Source organism: Blautia parvula (assembly GCF_020215665.1).
Lineage (GTDB): Bacteria > Bacillota > Clostridia > Lachnospirales > Lachnospiraceae > Blautia > Blautia celeris.
Genome location: NZ_CP084061.1, coordinates 970,091 through 990,548, shown reverse-complemented (window position 1 = coordinate 990,548; position 20,458 = coordinate 970,091). Strand labels below are relative to the sequence as shown.

Annotated in this window: 16 protein-coding genes and 1 riboswitch; of the genes, 8 read left to right on the top strand and 8 right to left on the bottom strand. The window is 46.0% G+C overall.

The window, feature by feature from the left end; translation table 11 throughout:
- Positions 1-98 precede the first annotated feature (98 nt).
- Positions 99-983 carry a LysR family transcriptional regulator gene (locus LC508_RS04740; protein WP_103731369.1) on the bottom strand — a complete coding sequence of 295 codons (885 nt, stop codon included), beginning with the start codon at positions 981-983 and terminating at the stop codon, positions 99-101.
- Between the two features lie 274 nt (positions 984-1,257).
- Positions 1,258-1,331, top strand: a riboswitch (Fluoride riboswitch).
- 83 nt (positions 1,332-1,414) lie between these two features.
- On the opposite strand from LC508_RS04740, the gene LC508_RS04735 reads away from it, so the two are divergent.
- A complete protein-coding gene (locus LC508_RS04735; protein WP_103731376.1) occupies positions 1,415-2,653 on the top strand; it encodes a chloride channel protein in 1,239 nt (412 codons plus the stop codon).
- A 225-nt stretch (positions 2,654-2,878) separates the two neighbouring features.
- Here the strand turns inward: LC508_RS04735 and LC508_RS04730 are convergent, their stop codons facing one another.
- On the bottom strand, positions 2,879-3,952 hold the full coding sequence (locus LC508_RS04730) for a tyrosine-type recombinase/integrase (protein ID WP_033142263.1): 1,074 nt from the start codon (positions 3,950-3,952) through the stop codon (positions 2,879-2,881).
- 377 nt (positions 3,953-4,329) lie between these two features.
- Between LC508_RS04730 and LC508_RS04725 the strand changes: the two genes are divergently transcribed.
- From LC508_RS04725 to LC508_RS04710, 4 genes are all read left to right on the top strand, one after another.
- Positions 4,330-5,016 (top strand): response regulator transcription factor, encoded by a 687-nt coding sequence (locus LC508_RS04725; RefSeq protein WP_103731370.1) that lies wholly within the window; start codon positions 4,330-4,332, stop codon positions 5,014-5,016.
- A 14-nt stretch (positions 5,017-5,030) separates the two neighbouring features.
- Positions 5,031-6,041 (top strand): sensor histidine kinase, encoded by a 1,011-nt coding sequence (locus LC508_RS04720; protein ID WP_033142261.1) that lies wholly within the window; start codon positions 5,031-5,033, stop codon positions 6,039-6,041.
- A gap of 94 nt (positions 6,042-6,135) precedes the next feature.
- Positions 6,136-6,903, top strand: coding sequence for an ABC transporter ATP-binding protein (locus LC508_RS04715; protein ID WP_103731371.1), 768 nt, complete (start codon positions 6,136-6,138; stop codon positions 6,901-6,903).
- Positions 6,893-8,824, top strand: a complete 1,932-nt coding sequence (locus tag LC508_RS04710; RefSeq protein WP_158587341.1) for an FtsX-like permease family protein — start codon at positions 6,893-6,895, stop codon at positions 8,822-8,824. Before LC508_RS04715 ends, LC508_RS04710 begins: the two co-directional genes overlap by 11 nt.
- A gap of 73 nt (positions 8,825-8,897) precedes the next feature.
- Here LC508_RS04710 and LC508_RS04705 read toward each other — a convergent pair whose 3' ends face one another.
- From LC508_RS04705 to LC508_RS04690, 4 genes are read right to left on the bottom strand one after another with little or no spacing between them, the layout of a single operon-like run.
- Positions 8,898-9,656: an ABC transporter ATP-binding protein gene (locus tag LC508_RS04705; RefSeq protein WP_033142258.1), complete on the bottom strand. Its 759-nt coding sequence runs from the start codon at positions 9,654-9,656 to the stop codon at positions 8,898-8,900.
- Positions 9,657-9,659: 3 nt separating this feature from the next.
- Positions 9,660-11,978, bottom strand: a complete 2,319-nt coding sequence (locus LC508_RS04700) for an FtsX-like permease family protein (RefSeq protein ID WP_118594113.1) — start codon at positions 11,976-11,978, stop codon at positions 9,660-9,662.
- Positions 11,968-13,260 (bottom strand): MFS transporter, encoded by a 1,293-nt coding sequence (locus tag LC508_RS04695; RefSeq protein ID WP_103731374.1) that lies wholly within the window; start codon positions 13,258-13,260, stop codon positions 11,968-11,970. The genes LC508_RS04700 and LC508_RS04695 overlap by 11 nt, the downstream gene beginning before the upstream one ends.
- Position 13,261: 1 nt before the next feature.
- Complete coding sequence (locus LC508_RS04690; protein ID WP_054352651.1) at positions 13,262-13,903, bottom strand: TetR/AcrR family transcriptional regulator; 642 nt, start codon at positions 13,901-13,903, stop codon at positions 13,262-13,264.
- 300 nt (positions 13,904-14,203) lie between these two features.
- Between LC508_RS04690 and LC508_RS04685 the strand changes: the two genes are divergently transcribed.
- Complete coding sequence (locus tag LC508_RS04685; protein ID WP_033142254.1) at positions 14,204-15,064, top strand: helix-turn-helix domain-containing protein; 861 nt, start codon at positions 14,204-14,206, stop codon at positions 15,062-15,064.
- Positions 15,048-17,075: a HelD family protein gene (locus LC508_RS04680; protein WP_103731375.1), complete on the top strand. Its 2,028-nt coding sequence runs from the start codon at positions 15,048-15,050 to the stop codon at positions 17,073-17,075. Before LC508_RS04685 ends, LC508_RS04680 begins: the two co-directional genes overlap by 17 nt.
- Positions 17,076-17,142: 67 nt before the next feature.
- Here the strand turns inward: LC508_RS04680 and ltrA are convergent, their stop codons facing one another.
- Together ltrA and LC508_RS28225 are read right to left on the bottom strand one after the other, a co-directional pair.
- Positions 17,143-18,534: a group II intron reverse transcriptase/maturase gene (gene ltrA / locus LC508_RS04675; protein WP_225305318.1), complete on the bottom strand. Its 1,392-nt coding sequence runs from the start codon at positions 18,532-18,534 to the stop codon at positions 17,143-17,145.
- A 56-nt stretch (positions 18,535-18,590) separates the two neighbouring features.
- Entirely contained in the window at positions 18,591-18,716 is a 126-nt protein-coding gene (locus LC508_RS28225) for a hypothetical protein (protein ID WP_255611085.1), read from the bottom strand.
- A gap of 473 nt (positions 18,717-19,189) precedes the next feature.
- On the opposite strand from LC508_RS28225, the gene LC508_RS04670 reads away from it, so the two are divergent.
- Entirely contained in the window at positions 19,190-20,395 is a 1,206-nt protein-coding gene (locus tag LC508_RS04670; RefSeq protein WP_186971215.1) for an IS110 family RNA-guided transposase, read from the top strand.
- Positions 20,396-20,458 lie beyond the last annotated feature (63 nt).

Below are 20,458 nucleotides of genomic sequence, written 5' to 3'. Positions count from 1 at the left end.
TTTTCGGTGTCTGGCTGCCGGGGAGTGGTTACAGCATAGCCCAGTCATTTAACAGCCGGCTCCGGGGACGACTGTTTGACCGCCCCCGGAGCAAATCTTCAGAACGTCTCCTTTAACTTTTCCAAAAGTTTTTCAGCAGGTTTTGAAAATACCTGATATTTTTTCCATATGATACTCATTTCCACTTCCAGCCTGGGAGACAGGGGACGAAAACAGAGATTACCGTTATCTGCCGTATTGATGATCTTATCAAAGCAGACAGCATAGCCCAATCCCTCATCAACCATAAGTGAGGCATTGAAAAGCAGATTATAGGTTGCTGCGATATTTAGTTCCGACATTTCCTTTTTCATCCATGTGTTCAGTGCTCCGCCCTGGTTTTTCTGATGGGAAATGATCAGGGGTTTATCCCACAAATCTTCCGGTGAAACAGAGTCCTGTTCCGCCAACAGTGAATCACGTCTCATCAGTACACCCCATATATCTTTTGACGGCATTTTCAGAGCATTGTATTTTGCCGTGTCTACGGAGCCAAACACAATGCCGAAGTCAATCAGTCCCTTATCCAGACGTTCCAATACAAATTCCGCATTGCCGCTGGAGATATGATAGCAGATATCCGGATATGTCTGCTGCAGACTCCGGGCTGCTTTCGCGATCAGCCGGACCGCGTCTGTCTCCCCTGTTCCAATATAGACATCCCCCATTACAACACTGTCGGACAAGGTAACTTCTTTTTCCGCCTTTTTCACCAGATCGAGAATTTCTTCTGCACGTTTCCGCAGGATCATGCCTTCCTCTGTAAGGGTTACATTCCTGGAACCTTTTGTCCCGCGGATCAAAAGCTGTTTGCCCAGTTCCTGCTCCATATTTTTGATTTGGGTGGAGAGGGTGGGCTGTGAGAGATGAAGCGATTCAGCAGCACGCACAATGCTCTGCTCTCTGGCTATGGCGAGAAAATATTGCAGTACGCGTAATTCCATTTTATATTCCTCCTTGAACGCCGCCGTCGGCGGCTGTTGGTCTAAATGTATCATATAGCTCCGCTTCTGTTTACTTCGGAGAAAACTGAACATCCCTGAGGATGATTTTTCGCAGTGACTTTCTCTGGAATTCATTATATTTCTTTTCAAGGAAACATGCAAGTTCACGCTGTTCCTGACACCATAGTACACTATGTATACTTGTATATTTAGAGCCAAAATACGGAAACAGCACATTGACAAGACACGTTACTCATGATATGATTCTAGCGTAGGATTTTAAGGGAATGAGGTTCTCCCGTGGAAATATTCCAAAAGCGCATGTTTGCTGATGACTTCTGTTTCAAACAGGGGTATCAGCTTTTTTTATGCGAAAATATGAAAAAGTACGAATGAGAATGCAGGATGCGAAAAAGGAAGGAGTAAGAGATATGTACGGAAGAGTGAAGAGAACATTTCAAACGTATAAGGAACTGTTGCTATTAGGACTGCTGGGAATTCCCATTGGCCTGGTTGTCGGAGGGATTGATGCTGTATTCGGAAGGGTACTGCTGGCGATCACGGATTTCAGAAACGGGCATCCCATGCAGCTCATTCCGTTTCTGGCTTTGGCAGGTGCGCTTATTGCTTTTTGTTACCTGAAATTCGGAGGGAAGAGCAGTAAAGGCATGAATTTGATCTTTGAAGCAGGGCATGGGGAAGAGGAAGTGATTCCGTTAAAACTGATTCCATTTATTATAACCGGAACGTGGATCACACATTTATTCGGGGGAAGTGCCGGCAGAGAAGGCGTGGCTGTGCAGATCGGCGCTACCTTTTCCCACTGGGTCGGAAGAAAAATACCGCTGAAAAACAGTTCCCATATTTTTCTCGTAACAGGTATGGCGGCAGGTTTTGCAGGGCTTTTTGAAACACCCATTGCCGCTGTTTTCTTTGCAATGGAAGTTCTGGTCGCAGGAGCCCTGGAATACCAGGCTCTGCTTCCCGCAATCACAGCCGCCTTTACCGCCAGCGCCACATCACAGTTCTTAGGACTGGAGAAATTTTCCTTTGCGCTTACAGGAAAAATAGATATGAATTTTCCTAATATGGGAAAAATGATCCTGCTGGGCATACTGTTCGGCGTTGTGGGCGGCGCATTTGCATGGACTCTGAAATGTATGAAAAAGAAATTTGCCCAGACATGGAAGCAGCCGGTAATTCGTATTTTTATCATAGGGCTTATTTTAAGCGTCCTCCTGCTCCTCCTATATCAAGGCAGATATGCAGGACTCGGTACCAATCTGATTCACGCCAGCTTTTACGGGGAAGATATTCTCAGCTATGACTGGATCTTGAAATTCCTGCTTACCATAGTAACACTGGCAGCGGGATTTCAGGGCGGGGAGGTTACACCCCTGTTCTCTATCGGAGCAAGTCTTGGAGCTGTAATTGCCCCTGTCCTCGGTGTTCCTGTAGAAATTGCCGCGGCACTGGGCTATGCAGGCGTATTCGGAAGCGCGACGAATACCTTTCTGGCTCCGGTATTGATCGGCACGGAGGTGTTTGGCTTTTCCTACCTTCCGCATTTCTTTGTGGTCTGCGCATTTGCCTACTTATTTAATCTGAACAAATCTATCTATTCGTTACAGAAGATCATGGATGGGCATAACAGATATCAGAAGCCTTAAACGAAATGCATTTTTTCAGGCCCGTAATGCCTTAGAATATCCAAAATATCTGTACGATACACGTTCTCACCAAGCGCATCCCCGTTTGGTGAGATTGTGATTGTACGGATATCTTCCGGGTCTTCCTCGTATGGTTTTTCCGGCTGTTGGCCTGTATCAAAAATTACTTATATGACAGAAGAAGAGGAGAGAAGCGCTGTTTTGGCCGCTGTTTTCCTGTCCTGCCTAGTCACTTTCTTTTTCTCTGAGGCGGACAGCACTGGCGGCTGCACGCCTTCTGGAATCCTTTAATTTCGCATAATGCTTCTGCGTGGTAGAGACACTTTTATGGCCCAGAACATCTGCCACAAGATAAATATCACCTGTTTCCTCGTAAAGAGCCGTGCCATATGTAGAACGCAGCTTATGGGGAGTGATTTTCTTGTTTGTAATAATTGGCTGTGTATATTTTTTTACCATTTTCTCTGTTGCCCGGACACTCAGGCGGGTTCCCTGGAGGGAGAGGAAAAGTGCGTTTTCATGGCCCGGCTTTGTCTCCATGTTTTCTCTTTCTTCCAGGTAATTGAGCAGGGCAATTTCCACCTCCTCGCCAAAATAAACAATTTTCTCATTTCCACCTTTTCGTATCACGCGGAGACCACTGTTTTTAAAATTGACATCAGAAATATCCAGCCCCACACATTCAGACACACGCAGCCCGGTTCCGAGAAAAAGTGTTATAATAGCAATATCACGTGTTTTTGTTTTCAGATAGTAGCCCTTTTGGTGGGGTGTCAAATTGTCGCTGAATTCCTCCATGGAATCCAAGATCATGGCAATTTCATCTGGATCAAGCTGAATAATGGCTTTTTCATGGACTTTCGGAACATCCACAATACGAGTAGGGTTATTTTTTACCATTTCATGCTTATACAGATAGTCAAAAAGGCTTCTGAGAGCGGAAATCTTTCTGGAAATGCCGATTTCGCCGTTTGTCATTGCCTCACCTGTATTTTGGCTTTCGTAAACTTTCAGATAATTCTGAAATTCTTCAATATCTGTGGGACGAAGATTTTCCATGACATCAAGGGAAATGTCACGGAGCGCCGAATTTTTCAAAGTGGGATTTGCGGTTGTAAGAAACTGAAAGAAAATCTTTAAATCATAACAATAAGCAATCTGGGTCTGCATGCTCAAAGTTGTCTGACGGCCTCTGCAGAAATCCTGTACATACGGCGGAAGCTCCGCCAGAATATTTCTGAGCCGGATATTATTATCAATATATTTTTTCTCGTGATAGCTGATATTTTTTTTCTCCATGAATTTTGCACCTCAATAGGATTCGTAATAAAGCGTTGCATTTAGCCTGATTATAGCCCATTTGGAGGAAAATGTCCACAACTATTCGTAAAATGGACATTTCGCGAATAGTTGTGGACTCTTCAATGACTCCTTCGATTTTAAATAATTTTACATTAATGGTAACGCATAAACAAACCACTTCTCATTTATTCCAGATTTGGATTTGCTAAATGTAGATTTTAAGTGATAATATATATATGCTGTCAAATGGTTAAAAATCAACATTTGTGATTTGTGGAAAGTTAAGAATAACTGGAGTGTGGTATACATACAACATCATTACACCTAAGAGAAGGCGACTCTCACAACAAAGAAAATTTATATAAGGAGATACCATGATATTAATCATAGAAGACAATCCAAATATCCGTCAGGAACTATCTGTTTACCTTCAGGCAAACGGCTATCCATGCATCTGCCCGGAATGCCGCTGCTGTACCCAGGAGAAACTAACGGCGGATGTAAAGAACCTGCTGCTCTCATCTCCCATTGAGCTTATTCTTCTGGATATCAATCTGGACGCCTGTGACGGCCTGGAGCTATGCCGCGATATTCGAGAGCAGACAAATGTACCTGTCATCTTTGTTACCGGGCGCACCCACGATGAAGATGAACTGGCCGGAATTCTCATGGGAGGTGATGACTTTATACGCAAACCCTACCACCTGCCCATACTTCTGGCCCGCATAGGCAGAATCATGGCCCGCCGGAATACTGCCCTTTCTGAATCCATCTGCGCGTCCGGCGCCGCACTCAATGTTCTGATGGGACAGATCACATACCAGGGACAGACCTTGGACCTTTCCAAAAATGAGGTCAAGATTCTCTACTATCTCTTTTTAAATAAAGGGCACATTGTGACAAAAGACGCATTGATCGAATATCTGTGGGAAAATAAATTTTATGTGGATGAGAATATTTTAAATGTGAATCTTTCCAGGCTGCGCCGCCGTCTGAAAGAGCTGAACCTGGGCGATTTAATTGTGACAATCCCCAAAAAAGGACTGATGGTCAACATCTGAGAAAGGAAACTGCTATGACGCCTGCAAACTATCTATATGAAAAACTGATGCTGCTTTTTCTGAATCTGTTTTGTGCGATCGCTATGACGATCTATTTAGCTTTACTCGGAAACAGCTTCTCTTCTGTCCTGCCCATACTTATAATCTGGGCAGTTATCCTTTTCATTGTCTGGGGAAACGGATTTTATAAACAGAAGAAAAAAGCAGAACAGATCACCAGACAGTTAGACCTGCTGGACCAGAAATATCTTATCTGCGAGATGCTGGATAAACCGAAGACCTGTTCCGAACAGCTTTTCCAGCAAACGCTTCGCACAGCCTGCAAATCCATGCTGGAGAAGATAAACCACCTGAAAAAATCCCAGTATCAGTACAAAGAATACATTGAGGAATGGATTCACGAAATCAAGACCCCCATCACTGCCATTGACCTGATCTGCAAAAACCATCCGGAAACGGAAAACAAACGCATCGGAAAAGAACTGTCCCGAATCAACTATCTGGTGGAGCAGGCCCTGTATTATGCCCGCAGTGAGAACGTGGAAAAAGATTACTTTGTCAAAGAATTTCAACTATTTGACGCTATCCGTCCTGCCCTTCTGGAAAACAGGTCCCTGCTTCTGGAAGAAAAAATCGCGCTGCAGATTGAAGAGACCGATGACATTGTCTATACAGATGAAAAATGGCTCACTTACATTATCAGTCAGATTCTCTCCAATTCCATAAAATACCACAGAACAAAGGACGCCTGCATTAAAATCTCCGCCGCCCATACAGGATCCAGTGTCTCACTGATCCTTGAGGACAACGGCCGGGGCATTCCTGCCGCGGACCTGCCCCGTGTCTTTGAAAAGGGATTCACCGGCACTGTCCGCACAAATCGGCAGTCCACAGGCATGGGATTGTATCTATGCCGTAAACTCTGCCTGAAACTGGGCCTTTCCATCCGGGCAGATTCTGTATGCGGGGAGGGAACTAAGATCACAATTGACTTTCCTACCGGAACTTACATACGTCCAGAATAAGGCATTACAATTTTGTAAGTACAAAAATACCCTGTCCCCTGCTATGATAACATCATAAAAACCAAATCAAACATCATCATAGAAGGAGTAAAATATGGAAACTCTGCTCAGAATCGAAGAACTGGAAAAATACTACGGAGCAAAGACACTCATCACAAAAGCTTTGGACAATATTAGCTTTTCGGTGGAAAAAGGAGAATTCCTGGGCATCATGGGAGCCTCGGGAAGCGGCAAGACTACTCTTCTCAACTGCATTTCCACTATAGATACCGCAACAGCAGGACACATTTACCTGCGGGATACAGATATCACCGGGCTAAAGGAAGATAAACTGGCAGAGTTCCGCCAAAAGAACCTGGGCTTTGTTTTTCAGGATTTTAATCTTTTAGATACCCTGACCATTGAAGAGAACATTGCCCTGGCACCTGTGATCCAGGGGACCTCCCCCAAAAAAATCGCCGGCGAGGTAAAAAATGTGGCCGCCCGTCTCGGCATACAGGATATCCTCGCCAAATTCCCTTATGAAGTATCCGGCGGGCAGCGTCAGCGGTGTGCCTGCGCCCGGGCTCTGATCGCCCACCCCAGCCTTATACTGGCTGATGAACCTACAGGTGCCCTGGATTCCAAATCCGCAGGTATGCTGTTGGAATGTTTCACCCAGATGAACCGGGAAATGCAGGCAACCATCTTAATGGTTACCCATGACATCTTTTCCGCCAGCTACTGCAGCCGAATCCTCTTTCTGCGGGACGGAAAAATTTTCAGCGAACTGTCACGGGGAAACAAAGCCAGACGTGCTTTTTTCACTGAGATCCTGGACATAGTAACTCTGCTGGGAGGTGATGTTTCCAATGCTCAGTAAACTGGCTCTGCGCAATGCCAAACGCTCCATGAGGGATTATGCCGTCTATCTCCTCACTGTGAGTATTTCCTTTTCCCTTATGTACGCTTTCAATATGGTCGTATTTTCTAAGGATATCAAAAGCCTTAACCAGATGATGGACAGTCTGCCAATCATGATCTCATTCATCTCTGTGATCGTGATCGCCGTGATCGAATGGCTGGTCCATTATATGAACTGCTTCATGCTGGAAAAAAGAAGCCGGGAGCTTGGCACTTATATGCTTCTGGGTATCAGCAGCCGTAAGATTTCCCGGATGATCATGTTGGAAAACAGCATAATGGGAACAGCCGCTTTTCTGGCCGGCCTGCTTGCAGGAACTTTTATCTATCAGATTCTTACCTTGATCATCATGAATCTCTTTGAAGTACGTTTTTCTGTCAAGGCTGATATTTCCTTTCCTGCTGTCCTGTTAACTTTACTCTATGTTATCCTGATCTATACTTTCTCCATGCTGCGGATGAGAAAGAAACTGAAAAAGACTAAAATATACGATCTCATGTACGCTGAGAAGCAAAATGAAGCCGCGATCATCTCCAACAAGAAAAGCCATTGGGTATTTTGTGCTGCCTCAGTGGGCCTGCTGGCAGCCGGATGCATTATTTTATACGTTATTTTCCATAATACCTCCAATTTTTCACCGTTCCTGCTCCTTGCCGGCTTTCTGCTGGTCATCATCGGACTCTATGGAGCTTATATTACACTGGCGGGTTTCCTGATCAAAATATTCCTTGGAAAAAATGAACGGAAATTTAAAAAGGATACTCTCTTTCTCTATCGGAATCTATCCGCCAAATTGAAAACCATGAGTTTTACCATGGGAACGCTGGCTATGCTTTTAACCCTCACCCTGGCCTGTATTCAAAGCGCTATGCTTTTCAACAAGTTTTTTGAACTTTCCGCCTTAAACCGCTGTACCTTCGATGCCCAGGTGTCGGCAGAGGACCCGGCTGTGCTCACAGAAGCCGCAGATTATTTCAAGAAGACACGCGGAATAAAATCCAGTCTGCAGGTTCCCATTTACCAATGCGGACAGATGGCGCTGTATGAAGCATTAGACCAGCAGTCCTATGCCGTTGACGATTACGCCATTTCCTACAGTGACTATGCCGGACTCCGCAAAATGCTTGGATATGAACCGGTAAACCTTACAGACGGCCATTACATCATCCACGCATATTCCAACATCAAAAAAATCGTGGATACCAAAGACAGCCTGCCCTACACCATAAACGGCACTACCCTGGACCTTCAGGCCGTATATGATTCTCCACTTTCACAAAGCGGGAACATTGGTATCGGCTGTATTATTGTTCTCCCGGACCATCTTATCGACGGGCTTCCTACAGATCAAACCACTCTGGTGATTGAAACAGAACAAGAGACAACTGTGGAGGACTATGACTATCTGACCTCTCTGTATAGCAGTGACGAAGATTTTCAAAATCGGAGAGCTAACAACTGGAACACGAAGGGAAAAATCGTCTCTGACAGCCGTGCTTCTATTTTGATTTTTGGTTTCTGTCTGTATTATACTGGTCTGATCTTTGTCTGCACCGCGGCAACCATACTGGCAGTCCAGCAGTTAAGCGAAGCATCCAAACATCGCTTCCGCTATAAGATTCTGTCCAACTTAGGCGTATCCGACAGAAAGATCCATAAACTGATATTTCGTCAGCTTCTTCTTTATTTCGGAATTCCGCTGCTGCTGCCCATCCCGTTGTCCGTATTTATTGCTGCCTGTGTAAAGAATATCCTGTTGGAAATGATTACGACTGCCGTTTTCTGGACCTCCGTATCCATCGGGTTGGGACTGTTTCTGCTGATTTACCTTTTATATTTTACAGCTACTTATGTTGGCTGCCGGCAAAACACGTTCTAGCATGACAGGTGCACTTCCTATACAGCAGAAGTGCACCTGTGCAAAATCCATCATTCCAATGGAAACTATGCCTTTAAATTCCAATCTGCCGCATCCGCCGCATAACCTTTTCTGCCCGTATATCCAGGTCATCCCCCTCCTCTTTTCCGAATACCAGCTCACTGACTATCTTCCCATCCTGCATAAACAGCACACGTTTTGTTTTTGCTGCCACTTTCGCGTCGTGGGTAACCACCAGGACCGCAGTGCCCTCCTCATTGATTTCTTTTAAAAGCTCCATGATCTCCTGAGCAGACCTGGAGTTCAGCGCACCTGTGGGTTCATCCCCGAAAATAATCTCCGGTTCGCTCATAAGCGCCCTGCATATGCCCGCGCGCTGAAGCTGCCCCCCTGATACCTGGGCGATATCCCGCTCTTCCAGTCCTTCTATTCCCACCTTTTTCATAAGCGCCCTGGCTTTTACGGTTATCGCTTTTCCATTCTTTCTGTTTTCCCGCATGACAGGCAGAATGATATTGTCCAGAAGGTTCAGATTCTTTAAAAAGGCCGGCTGCTGAAAGACAAATCCCATTTTGGTCCTGCGCAGGTCCGCCAGAGTTTCCTCCTTAAGACCGGACATGGTGCTGCCGTCAAAAACTACGGTTCCGCTGTAATCAGAATCCATGCCGCTCAGTGTGTAGAGCAGGGTGGATTTACCGGACCCGGAAGGCCCCATCACGGAAACGAAGCCTCCTCTCTCCATTTCCAGAGATACATGGTCAAGCACCAACTGCTTTTCCCTGCCCTCCCCATATGATTTTACGATTTCTTTTCCGTCTAATAACTGTTCCATACCTTACTCCTTTATTGATTGTGATATACATAGGTTCCCCGCTTTTGCCGTTCCTGCTATGGTTGCCGCCAGCGCGGTAAAGAGCAGAACAACCGGTGACAGGACAAAGGAAGACAGAGGGTCTTCTGTAAATTGAAAGGCTGCTGCCCCCAGAGAGGAAATGGCAGCTCCCGCTATCCTTTCTCCAAGCGTCCCGGCAAGTACGCTTCCCAGAAGAATCCCCAGGATCACAACCAGTACCGAACGCCATATATACTGCCTGGAAATATCAGAGCCGGTAAATCCAACAGACTTAAGCACAGCTATGGAATACCGGTCCTTTGCTGTCAGCAGTTTCATAAAAAGCAATATGACCAAAAGTGTCACAACAACAGCCACAAAACCGGCTCCCACCGACGCTGTCCGAACTGCGCGAAGCGTCTGTCCGAAAGTCTGTGTCACATAGTCTTCCATACCGGAAACCTTTGCATACGGAAACTTTCGGCTGTACTCTTCTGTCTTTTCCGCCAGCACACCGGGCTGTTTCAGATTCACACAGACCGTGCTCCAGGCGGCTTCCCGGGTACCCGGCTGGAAGGCCGCCTTTGCAGTTTTTCCTCCATTGGTAATGTCTGAGTAAATACCGCAGACTGTGAGCTGTTTTTCCCCTTTGTCCGTAAGCAGAATCATTTTATCACCGACTTTTTTGTCCATCTCCTCTGCGTATAACACAGACAATGCAATATCACTGTCACGGGAAGGCAGCTTTCCGTCCACATACTGAAGGGGAAAAGCACCGTGATTCCCAAGCTCCACTTTGATCTGCTCTGTCGTTCCGTCTTCCTGCTCTTGGTCAAAAAGTTCTGTTACGAAAACAGCATACGTCTCAACCGCTGAATCCCGTTTCAGATATTCTCCCACACTGCCTGCCTTTTCCTCCAGCTCCTCTGTCTGCTGTATATCCATCCGCAGATCACAGCGCCCCACACCCAGATAAGTGACAAAACTGCTGTCCGAGATCGTATGATACAGATTCTGAGGCACCACCATGATAAAACACGCCAGAATGATCACAAACAGCATGGTTAAATAGAGACGCTTCCGCGCAGCTATATCTTTCACAGCCAGAAACAGGTTGGCGCTTAACCATCTGTTCTTTGAAAGCCTGAGGCTTTTTCCTCCGCGGACATTTTCCTGTTCGCTTCCCTGGCGGATTGCCTGCACCGGTGATATCCTGCGGAATCTTTTCAGGATCCGTCTGATGAAGAATAGGATAAAAAAGAACAGAAGCAGGGTTCCTGCCATACCAAGAAGGAAAGACAGCCCATCATTCCCGCTTTCCCCCAGATTAGCGCGTATACTCTCCTGCAGCGGACCACGCAGCGCCAGTGACAGAAGAAATCCCATGATACATCCGGCTGCGGCGAGAACGGCATAGACCGCCAGATAAATACTCTGTATGTCAGACACACGGATTCCCACTGCCTTCATAACCTCGATTTCCCGGTAGTCATCTTCTATTTTTGCAAGCAGGGTAAACCGGATGCAGAGCAGGGCTATGAGTATAACGATCACGCTGACCAGCAGGATCACAGCGATCATAATCCCGTCGGAGACCGCGCTGATCATCCGGAACAGCGGCCAGGAAAGAGTCGGCCCGTTGGCCGGCATTTGGGATGCACTGTAGGCACTCTCAAACTCACTTAAGTCTGACAAATCCTTCAGACGGAATTCTATCAGATACTCCACGCTTCCCACTTCTTTTAACTGCGCATAATCTCCCGCACTTACAACAAACCGCTTGGAGGAGGCAAGTGTGGAATTCATCTGGGAATCCCGGACAAAGCCGGTTACCACAAAGGTCTTTCCGTTTATGACAGCCTTATCCCCCGCCTGTACGGTATAATCCCTGTTATAGCAGACCGGGACCCAGAGTTCACCGTCTTTTGGCTGTGCGGGCCTGTTGTTCTCATCCAGCAAAAAATCAAAGCGGCTGCTCTGTACGCTGAATCCATTGTCCTGAACACTTAGCGCCAGGGAATTTTCTCCCAGCCTGATTTTTTCTCCGCCCACATTTAAAAACTCCAGAACCTGAAAATCCTCTACTGCGCTGTTTCCCTCCGCAAATGCTTCCAGCTCTTCAAAATCCACATCTCCTGTATGCATCTGCATAAAATGCGGCGTCTTCGCATCCGCCATAAGCCGGTCAATAGAACCGAAAAGATTGGTGACAAGGATTCCGGCCAGGGACAAAAGCATAGCCGCGGCGGTAATAAATAATACGGTAAGAAAGGATACTGCTTTATTTCCTGCAATGTCTCTTTGAATAATTTTACGATTCATATACACCTCTGTTTTCCAGCAGACGAATAGATTTTATACCGGGAAGAAGGGCCGCTGTCACACAGAGCAGCAGTCCTGACAGTATGATCAGCAATCCGATTCCCCTGCCGTCGCCTGTTCCGAGTATCTTCCCCACACTCCCTGCCAGTTTCCCTCCGGGCAGCAGCAGCGGGGTCATAAGGTAATCTGCCAATACACCGGAAACGGCATAGGCAGCCACATATCCAAGCTGGGAGATCAGTCCCACAAGCCCCCACACGCGGCCCTGTATCTTATTGTCTATATTACCGCGTATCAGGCAGTCCAGACAGGTATTGGCAAAGGGAAGCATGGCAAAAAAACAAAATCCGGCCGCTCCGATCCATACCATATTTTCACGCAGTCCGAACAGTGCCATAAAAATCCCCGCCCCGAACAAAGACGCGGAAAGAAGCCTGACATACCCTTTTTCTATGGAGAAGCCTCCCAATATCATACTGGATACCAGCATTCCGAAAGCAATGACTGTCATAAGTGTCCCAAGGGATGTACTGTCTGCAAAGCTGAGCACCATGGGGGACGCTAAAGTCTGGATCATCCCAAGACAGAACGTAATCAGTGCGCCCATGAAAACAAGGGCAGGCATTCCTGTTCTGCCCGTAAGGGCCTTCCATCCTTCTTTGATTTCCGGCAGAAATGATATCCGTCCTCCGGACACCCGGCTTTCGATTCCTCTGCGCACCGCCAGAGTCGTCACCACTGTCACGAAAAAGGTACCCATATCTAAAAGTAACAGAAGGCGGATATCCGCGATTCCAAGGAGAAATCCTGCCAGCACCGGGGAGATCAGATATTTCGCCGAACCTGCCAGTTGGACCATGCCGCTGGCTCTGCTGTACTGCTCCGGCCGCAGCAGATCCGTGATGGTGGCTTTGTATGCCGGTTCTAACAGGGAAGTAAATACCGAACTGATCGTCACACCCACACAAATCTGCCACACCTGTGCCTCCCCGTCCATAAGACAGGCCAGAATAAACAGCAGTCCGGCTGCGGAAAGACTGTCACCCAGTACCATCAGTATCCTGCGGTCATACCGGTCCGCCAGCACGCCTGCTGGTACACTCAGCAAAAGAGACGGAAGAAACGCAAGCAGAGTGACAAGCGCCATATAGGACGCCTTCCCTGTCTGCTGGAAAATATAGACACCCAGACCAAAGGATGTCAGCCCGCTTCCTACTGAGGAGATAAAATCCCCTGCCCAGAGTGTCAGAAACTTTCTGAAAGAGCTGTCTGTCTGTTTCATGCTATTCCCCGCTTTCAAACATTTTTACAATATAATCAAGATGCCCCTTCTCTGTGCCCAGAAGCCTTTCCATATGGAAAATGAATGCTTCTATCCGCATAAGACGCTCTTCCTCTGTCAGTACAACGAGACCGTCATCCAATATAGTGTTCAGATACGCCACCACCATCTCCATACATTCCAGAGGATAGGGCGTGTCAAAAAGTCCCTGTTTGATGCCATCCTCCAACACGATCGCCAGAATAGGCGGCACTTGATTCATAATGATCCTTTTTGACTTCTGATGCATCAATGCGTTCTGAGGCCGGTGCAGATGTTCAATCATGTCTTTCCCTCCCGCTCCTTCCGTCTCTTCCAGGCGAAGAGCCATAACAACACGAATCATGCGTTCTTCAACAGGGATACTGTCATCCTCTGCAATCTGCCGGGCCCGTGCCAGCATCCGCCCGCTCTGTCTGTCTATAATCGCGTCCATAATATCTTCTTTTGATTTAAAATGGTGGTAAAGCGTTCCTCTGGCAATCCCTACCGCCTCCAGGATCTCATTTGTGCTGGTATTATCAAAACCCTTCTCTGCAAACAGCATTGCTGCTGCGTCTAATATCTCATTTTTTCTCTCATTTGCTTCTTTTACTACCCGCATACCATTCTTCCCTCCTATAGACCGACTGTCTGTCTGTATATGTTCATACTATCATCCCCTGCGGGTTCTGTCAACCAAAACAGGAAATATTTTTCTTCACAATCCATAGAGCGGATGTTATCATGGGAACAAATCAAAGACAGACAGCGCCAACCGAAAAGTCAGCGCCATAGAATTTAAGAAATTACAAGACCTTAAGTGCGATTTCAAGAACAAACGCAACGCAGTATAAAACCGCAAGAACGATTAAACATGATCCATCCGGAAAGGATATAATAGCTGTCTGAAAGGAGGTTCACCATGCCAAATCAAACCATAGAAAAAATCACCGCAGCCATTCAATATCTTGAAACACATTTGATGGAAAAAACAGATTTGGATACGGTTGCGGAAGCACTTCACTATTCCAAATACCATCTGCACCGCATGTTCACAAATACTGTGGGTATGACCATACATGAATATGTTCTGCGCCGTCGTCTGACAGAGGCTGCCAAGCTTCTTGTTTTCTCCGACAGACCGGTTCTGGACATTGCGCTTGGGGCCGGATATGAAAGCCAGCAGGCTTTTACCAAAATATTCACCGCCATGTACAAGCAGCCTCCCAGCAGATACCGGGAGAATGAGAAATTCTACCCCCTGCAGTTAAAATTTGAATTAGAAGGGAGCTATCACATGCTGGACAGTTATGAAAATGCCTCAGAAAAAATCACATTTGCCCAGGATTCCGACATTCCGTGCTGGATGGATCTTGTGCGGCTGGTCATAGACGGTTTTCCGCATCTCAGGGAAGAGGACTACTTACAGGTGTTGAAACAAAGCATTGCCGACAGACAGGCCCTTATCCTGAAGGACCAAGAAACCGCCATCGGCATCCTGCTTTTTTCCAGGGAGACAGGAAGCATAGACTTTATGGGCACCCATCCTTTATACAGGAAAAAAGGCATTCCCAAAGCGTTTCTGGATAAGGTAATGCAGGAGCTTGCCGCTGGTAAAGAGATCAGCATAACAACATACCGGGAGGGGGACCGGGCCGATACCGGGCACCGCAGGGAGATCAAAAATCTGGGATTTGCCGAAGCGGAACTGCTGGTGGAATTCGGCTATCCCACCCAGCGTTTTATCCTGCCAAAGGAGGGACCCGATGCATCCATTTCCTGATGAAACAGCCCACCTTGCAGAAATCCTCCAGAAACTGGATGCCGCTTTACAGGAAGCCGACGCGGATGTGGAGAGGATTGACACAGACTATAAGAATGCCAAACGTTATATGGCACAGTACCGGGGCGAATTAGATCCCCATGAAATGTTTCAAAACGAACTGCTATTAAAGCAGACAGACCACACCGGCACCATTGCCGCAGCCTCAAGGGATAGGCTGGCAAAACTAAAAGACTCCCCTTATTTTGCCCGGATTGATTTTAAATGCGATGACGGGGAAGAAATGATTGTATACATCGGCCGCTTTACCTTCCGCTGCAGGGGTGAAATGCTGATCTATGACTGGCGCGCCCCTGTATCCGGTATGTTTTACGACTATGAAACAGGCCCGGCGGGCTATGATGCCCCTGCCGGAAGGATTGAGGGATATCTGACCAGAAAAAGACAGTTTAAGATCAAAAACTGCATCATGGAATATGCCCTGGAAAGCGCTGCCAATATCCAGGATGATGTGCTTCAAAAAGAACTTTCCCACACTTCCGACGAGAAGATGAAATCCATCATCTCCACCATCCAGAAGGAGCAGAACAAAATTATCCGGAATGAAAATACAGGCACACTGATCATCCAGGGCGCTGCCGGCTCCGGCAAAACTTCCATCGCCCTGCACCGGATCGCATTTTTGCTCTACCGCTTCAAAGACCGTCTCTCTTCCCAAAATGTGACGATTCTCTCCCCGAACAAAGTGTTTGGGGATTACATTTCCAATGTCATTCCGGAACTTGGGGAGGAGCCTATCTATGAACTCAGCTTTTCCGATATTGCAGAGATTCAGCTGGAAGGTATTATTGGTTTTGAGGAAGAAAGCAGTCCTCCGGATGTTCCGGATGAAAAATGGTCCCGGAGAGTCCGCTTTAAATCAACGCTGGAATTTGTACGAATGCTGGACTCCTATATAGAAAAGCTGAATGACACAATTTTTCTTCCTTCTGACTACACGTTCGGTCCTTTCAAAGCAGACAGAGACTGGATTGCAAAACGCTTTGCAGCCTATGGAAACTATCCCATAAAACAGAGGCTTCCCATGATTGCAGATGATATATGCCGCAGCTTTGAGGATGATAATATCATGGAACAAGAACTGCCGCAGCCGCGTGCCATCCTAAAAAGCCTCACCTCCATGCTTGCCGTCCGCAGCACACTGGCCTTATATAAAAAATTCTGCCAAGACTCCGGCATCCCTCATCTGTTTGTCATGCCTTCCAAAAAGACACTGGAATGGGCAGACGTATATCCCTTTCTCTACCTTCACGCTGCCTTTGAGGGCCTGAAAGAGAGCAGGATCACCAGACATCTGGTGATTGATGAGATGCAGGACTACGCTCCCATCCAGTACGCAGTGATAAATCTGCTTTTTCCGTGTTCCAAAACCATTCTGGGCGACTTCGGACAGATACTGAACCCGAACCACAGCCATACTCTGGATGACCTGCGGGCCATGTATGAAAAGGCAGAATTTACCGAGCTGAACACCAGTTACCGTTCCACCTGGGAAATCATGAACTTTGCCAAATCCATCCTGAAAGATACAAAAATCCGGCCTGTAAAGCGCCATGGAAAGGCTCCGTCTGTCATCTTCTGTCAGACTCCCGGGGAAGAACTCCTGAAAATAGAATCGGAGATCCGAAATTTTTTACAAGGCAGAGACGCCTCCATGGGCATAATCCTGAAGACGGACAAAGACGCTGAAGCGCTCTTTAAACACCTGCATCCCACATACCCTGTAGAGCTGATATCCCCCCACAGCACAAGCTTTAAAAACGGGATATCCATCACCTCTGTGCGCATGTCAAAAGGGCTGGAATTTGACGCGGTCCTCATACCGGATGCGGGAAAGGAAACGTATTTTTCGGAATACGACCGCAGCCTGCTCTATATTGCCTGCACAAGAGCCATGCACAGTCTTACACTCCTCCATACAAAAGAACCCTGTTGTTTCCTTCCGAAATAGAGTAGGAGGGAGTGACTAGCTCCCGTCCTCTCACACCACCGTGCGTACCGTTCGGTACACGGCGGTTTCAATAGTTGACATGCACAGACTGATAGGCTGTGGCTAAATCATAAAAGCCACTGTTTATCAGTCTTTCTTTTAACATAGCTCTCTTTACTGTCGTAAGATTTGAAGAGAACCAATGTCCTTTTCGACTGTTAGCCGCTATATGTGCATAGTATTCTGGAATTCCCATTCTGATTAGATTTCTCTTTTTCGTTTTAGGCAGCTTCCACTGTTTCCATATACACATGCGTATTCTGTGATAGAGCCATCCGTTGATATCTTCTATGTTGTTCTTCATGCTTGCCATTCCGTAGTAATTCAGCCAGCCCCTAGCATACACCTTTATCTCTTCAAGACTCGGTTTTATGCTCTGACACTTCTTACGGGAAGATAAGGTTTTCAGTTTTGACTTAAATTTCTTCCATGACTTTGGATGAACTCGGACATATATGCCACTACCATTCCTTCCCAACGTAAAGCCAAGGAACTTAAATTTTCGGATTGCAAACACACTGACAGTACGGCTTTTCTTTCTGTTCACTGTTAGTTTCAGTTTCTCTTCGAGATATTTCGTACTGCTTTCCAACAGTCTTTCTGATGCTCGCTTGCTCTTTGCTAACAACACTATGTCATCAGCATATCTGACACAAGGCACACCTCTCTTAAAGAACTCTTGGTCAAACTCATTCAGATAGATATTTGCCAGTAACGGCGAAAGATTTCCACCTTGCGGAGAACCTTCTTCCGTTTCCATTACCACTCCATTTTCCATTACACCACTTTTCAGATATCGTTTTATGAGTTGGATTACTCTTTCATCTTTTACATTCTTGCGTAAAAGGTTTAATAACAGTTCATGATTTAACGTATCAAAATATCTCGATAAATCCAGCGATACCGCATAGGTATAGCCTTGTTCTGCATACTCTTTTACCTTAAGGATTGCGTCTTTTGCGCTTCTGTTCGGGCGATATCCGTAACTCGTTTCGCTAAAGAGTGGTTCATAGATTGGCATTAGCTGTTGTGCTATTGCCTGTTGTATGGTTCGGTCTATCACTGTCGGTATGCCTAGCTTTCGCACACCACCATCTGCTTTTGGGATTTCAACTCTCCTTACTGGAGACGGAGTATATTTCCCTCTTAATATTCGGTCTGTCAACTCCTTTTGATGTTCCCTTAAATATGGGAGTGCTTCTTCAACGGTCATTCCGTCAATTCCCGCCGCTCCCTTGTTTGCCTTTACTCTTTTGTACGCTCTGTTCATGTTGCCCTTGTACAGTATCGCCTCTAAGAGTTTCGGCTGTGCACTGTCTCTTTCTTTCCATATCCGATTGAACGACCTAGACGCTTTCGCATACCCTTCATGTTCCGCACTATCTCTTTGCGAACAGCCATTGTTCATGTTTTCTGTCATTGTAAGTCATTCCTCCCTTTCTCGGTCATACTCAAGGCTCCTATTGATTCGGTCCTTCATCTTTCGACTACTATGACCTCTGCTGACTTCTGTGCGTTCAGCATAACCTTACAGTTATGGTTACTCCTTTCAGAGCATTCCACACAGACCTCCCTGGGTACCACACGTTTCCTTCTCTCCATCTATCTGCCACATTTATCATGCATGATTCCGTGTAGTTATTGGGCTTCGACTTGTTATGCAGCCTTACCCTCATGCATAACCTTTTATGTGATTTCTGTTCGTCAGACCGGAGATTTGCCCATGGGTTAGTATGTTCCCCATATCCAGCTTCCTTCCGATTCCGTCTCACGGCGGACACCCTTGCTTTCGGCTATATCCTTCCCACTACTACAATAGAATTATGGATAAGGTACATGACAACCAACCATGTCCATATCCTTCTTATTGCTCAAGCTGTTAGAATGAAGGGAACAATGGTATGACTGCTTCCCACTTGGACTTCGCGTCCGTCCGGTAGAATGTCAGCCTGCCCTCATTCGCAGCATTCGTTTTACGCAGGTAGAGCTATTACGTTCGTGTCAGCCAGTAGTTAGAATAAGCAATGAGTAAAGCCGACCTTACCATTGGCAAAATACAAAACAAGGAGAATACAATGAATGCAGTAGGTATTGACGTATCAAAAAACAAAAGTACAATCGCTATCCTCCGCCCATTCGGAGAGATTGTTGCTAAACCATTTGATGTAAAACACACATCTTCTGACATAACATATCTAATTAGCCAGTTGAAAAGCTTAAATGGCGATACTCGAATTGTTATGGAACATACTGGCCGATACTATGAGCCCATGGCGCAGTGGTTATCAGACGCTGGTTTATTCGTAAGTGCCATTAATCCTAAACTAATAAAAGACTTTGGTAATAATACATTACGTAAAGTAAAAACAGACAAAGCTGATGCAATAAAAATCGCACGCTACACTCTTGATAACTGGTGTGAACTTAAACCATACAACAACACGGATGAATTACGCCGACAACTGAAAAACATGAACCGCCAGTTTGATTTCTACATGAAACAGAAAACAGCCATGAAGAATAATCTTATTGCTCTTCTTGATGAAACATTTCCAGGTATAAATACCTTCTTTGACAGCCCTGCAAGAAATGATGGAAGCCAAAAATGGGTGGATTTTGTCACTATCTTCTGGCACGTTGACTGTGTACGTAGACATTCTATTTCTTCGTTCTCTGAGCGGTATCAATCTTGGTGTAAAAAGAAAAAATATAATTTTCAGTCCCAAAAGCCTAACGATATATATGAATTTAGTCACGATCTTATCGCAACACTGTCAAAAGATAATGTAACGAAACTTTTGATTCAGCAAGCAGTTGATCAGCTAAATATAGCCTCAAAAAATGTGGAATCACTTCGTCTCCTTATGAACCAGACTGCCGCTAAACTTCCAGAATACCCAATAGTACTTGATATGGCTGGGGTAGGAACTACACTCGGCCCGCAACTGATAGCTGAAATCGGTGATCTATCCCGTTTTTCTCATAAAGGTGCTCTAACTGCCTATGCCGGGGTTGATCCAGGTGCCAATCAATCTGGTGACTATGAGCAACAAAGTGTTCGAACATCAAAGCGAGGAGCTCCACAACTCAGAAAAACCTTATTTCTAATTATGGACTCACTTATGAAACTGGCACCTCCAGATGATCCGGTATACGGATTTATGATGAAAAAACGTGCTCAAGGCAAAGATTATTACGTTTATATGACCGCTGGTGCAAACAAATTTCTCCGTATTTATTACGGACGAGTCAATGAATACCTCTCATCATTGACTTCTTAATAGTAGTTTTTCATCTTTCCCTTTTCAGCCGGCAATAATTGGCGGCTTTATTGTGATACCAAT

Coding starts and splice junctions, on each gene's coding strand:
- LC508_RS04740 (WP_103731369.1), bottom strand. CDS start 983: ATGGAATTACGCGTACTGCAATATTTTCTCGCCATAGCCAGAGAGCAG.
- LC508_RS04735 (WP_103731376.1), top strand. CDS start 1,415: ATGTACGGAAGAGTGAAGAGAACATTTCAAACGTATAAGGAACTGTTG.
- LC508_RS04730 (WP_033142263.1), bottom strand. CDS start 3,952: ATGGAGAAAAAAAATATCAGCTATCACGAGAAAAAATATATTGATAAT.
- LC508_RS04725 (WP_103731370.1), top strand. CDS start 4,330: ATGATATTAATCATAGAAGACAATCCAAATATCCGTCAGGAACTATCT.
- LC508_RS04720 (WP_033142261.1), top strand. CDS start 5,031: ATGACGCCTGCAAACTATCTATATGAAAAACTGATGCTGCTTTTTCTG.
- LC508_RS04715 (WP_103731371.1), top strand. CDS start 6,136: ATGGAAACTCTGCTCAGAATCGAAGAACTGGAAAAATACTACGGAGCA.
- LC508_RS04710 (WP_158587341.1), top strand. CDS start 6,893: ATGCTCAGTAAACTGGCTCTGCGCAATGCCAAACGCTCCATGAGGGAT.
- LC508_RS04705 (WP_033142258.1), bottom strand. CDS start 9,656: ATGGAACAGTTATTAGACGGAAAAGAAATCGTAAAATCATATGGGGAG.
- LC508_RS04700 (WP_118594113.1), bottom strand. CDS start 11,978: ATGAATCGTAAAATTATTCAAAGAGACATTGCAGGAAATAAAGCAGTA.
- LC508_RS04695 (WP_103731374.1), bottom strand. CDS start 13,260: ATGAAACAGACAGACAGCTCTTTCAGAAAGTTTCTGACACTCTGGGCA.
- LC508_RS04690 (WP_054352651.1), bottom strand. CDS start 13,903: ATGCGGGTAGTAAAAGAAGCAAATGAGAGAAAAAATGAGATATTAGAC.
- LC508_RS04685 (WP_033142254.1), top strand. CDS start 14,204: ATGCCAAATCAAACCATAGAAAAAATCACCGCAGCCATTCAATATCTT.
- LC508_RS04680 (WP_103731375.1), top strand. CDS start 15,048: ATGCATCCATTTCCTGATGAAACAGCCCACCTTGCAGAAATCCTCCAG.
- ltrA (WP_225305318.1), bottom strand. CDS start 18,534: ATGACAGAAAACATGAACAATGGCTGTTCGCAAAGAGATAGTGCGGAA.
- LC508_RS28225 (WP_255611085.1), bottom strand. CDS start 18,716: ATGGAGAGAAGGAAACGTGTGGTACCCAGGGAGGTCTGTGTGGAATGC.
- LC508_RS04670 (WP_186971215.1), top strand. CDS start 19,190: ATGAATGCAGTAGGTATTGACGTATCAAAAAACAAAAGTACAATCGCT.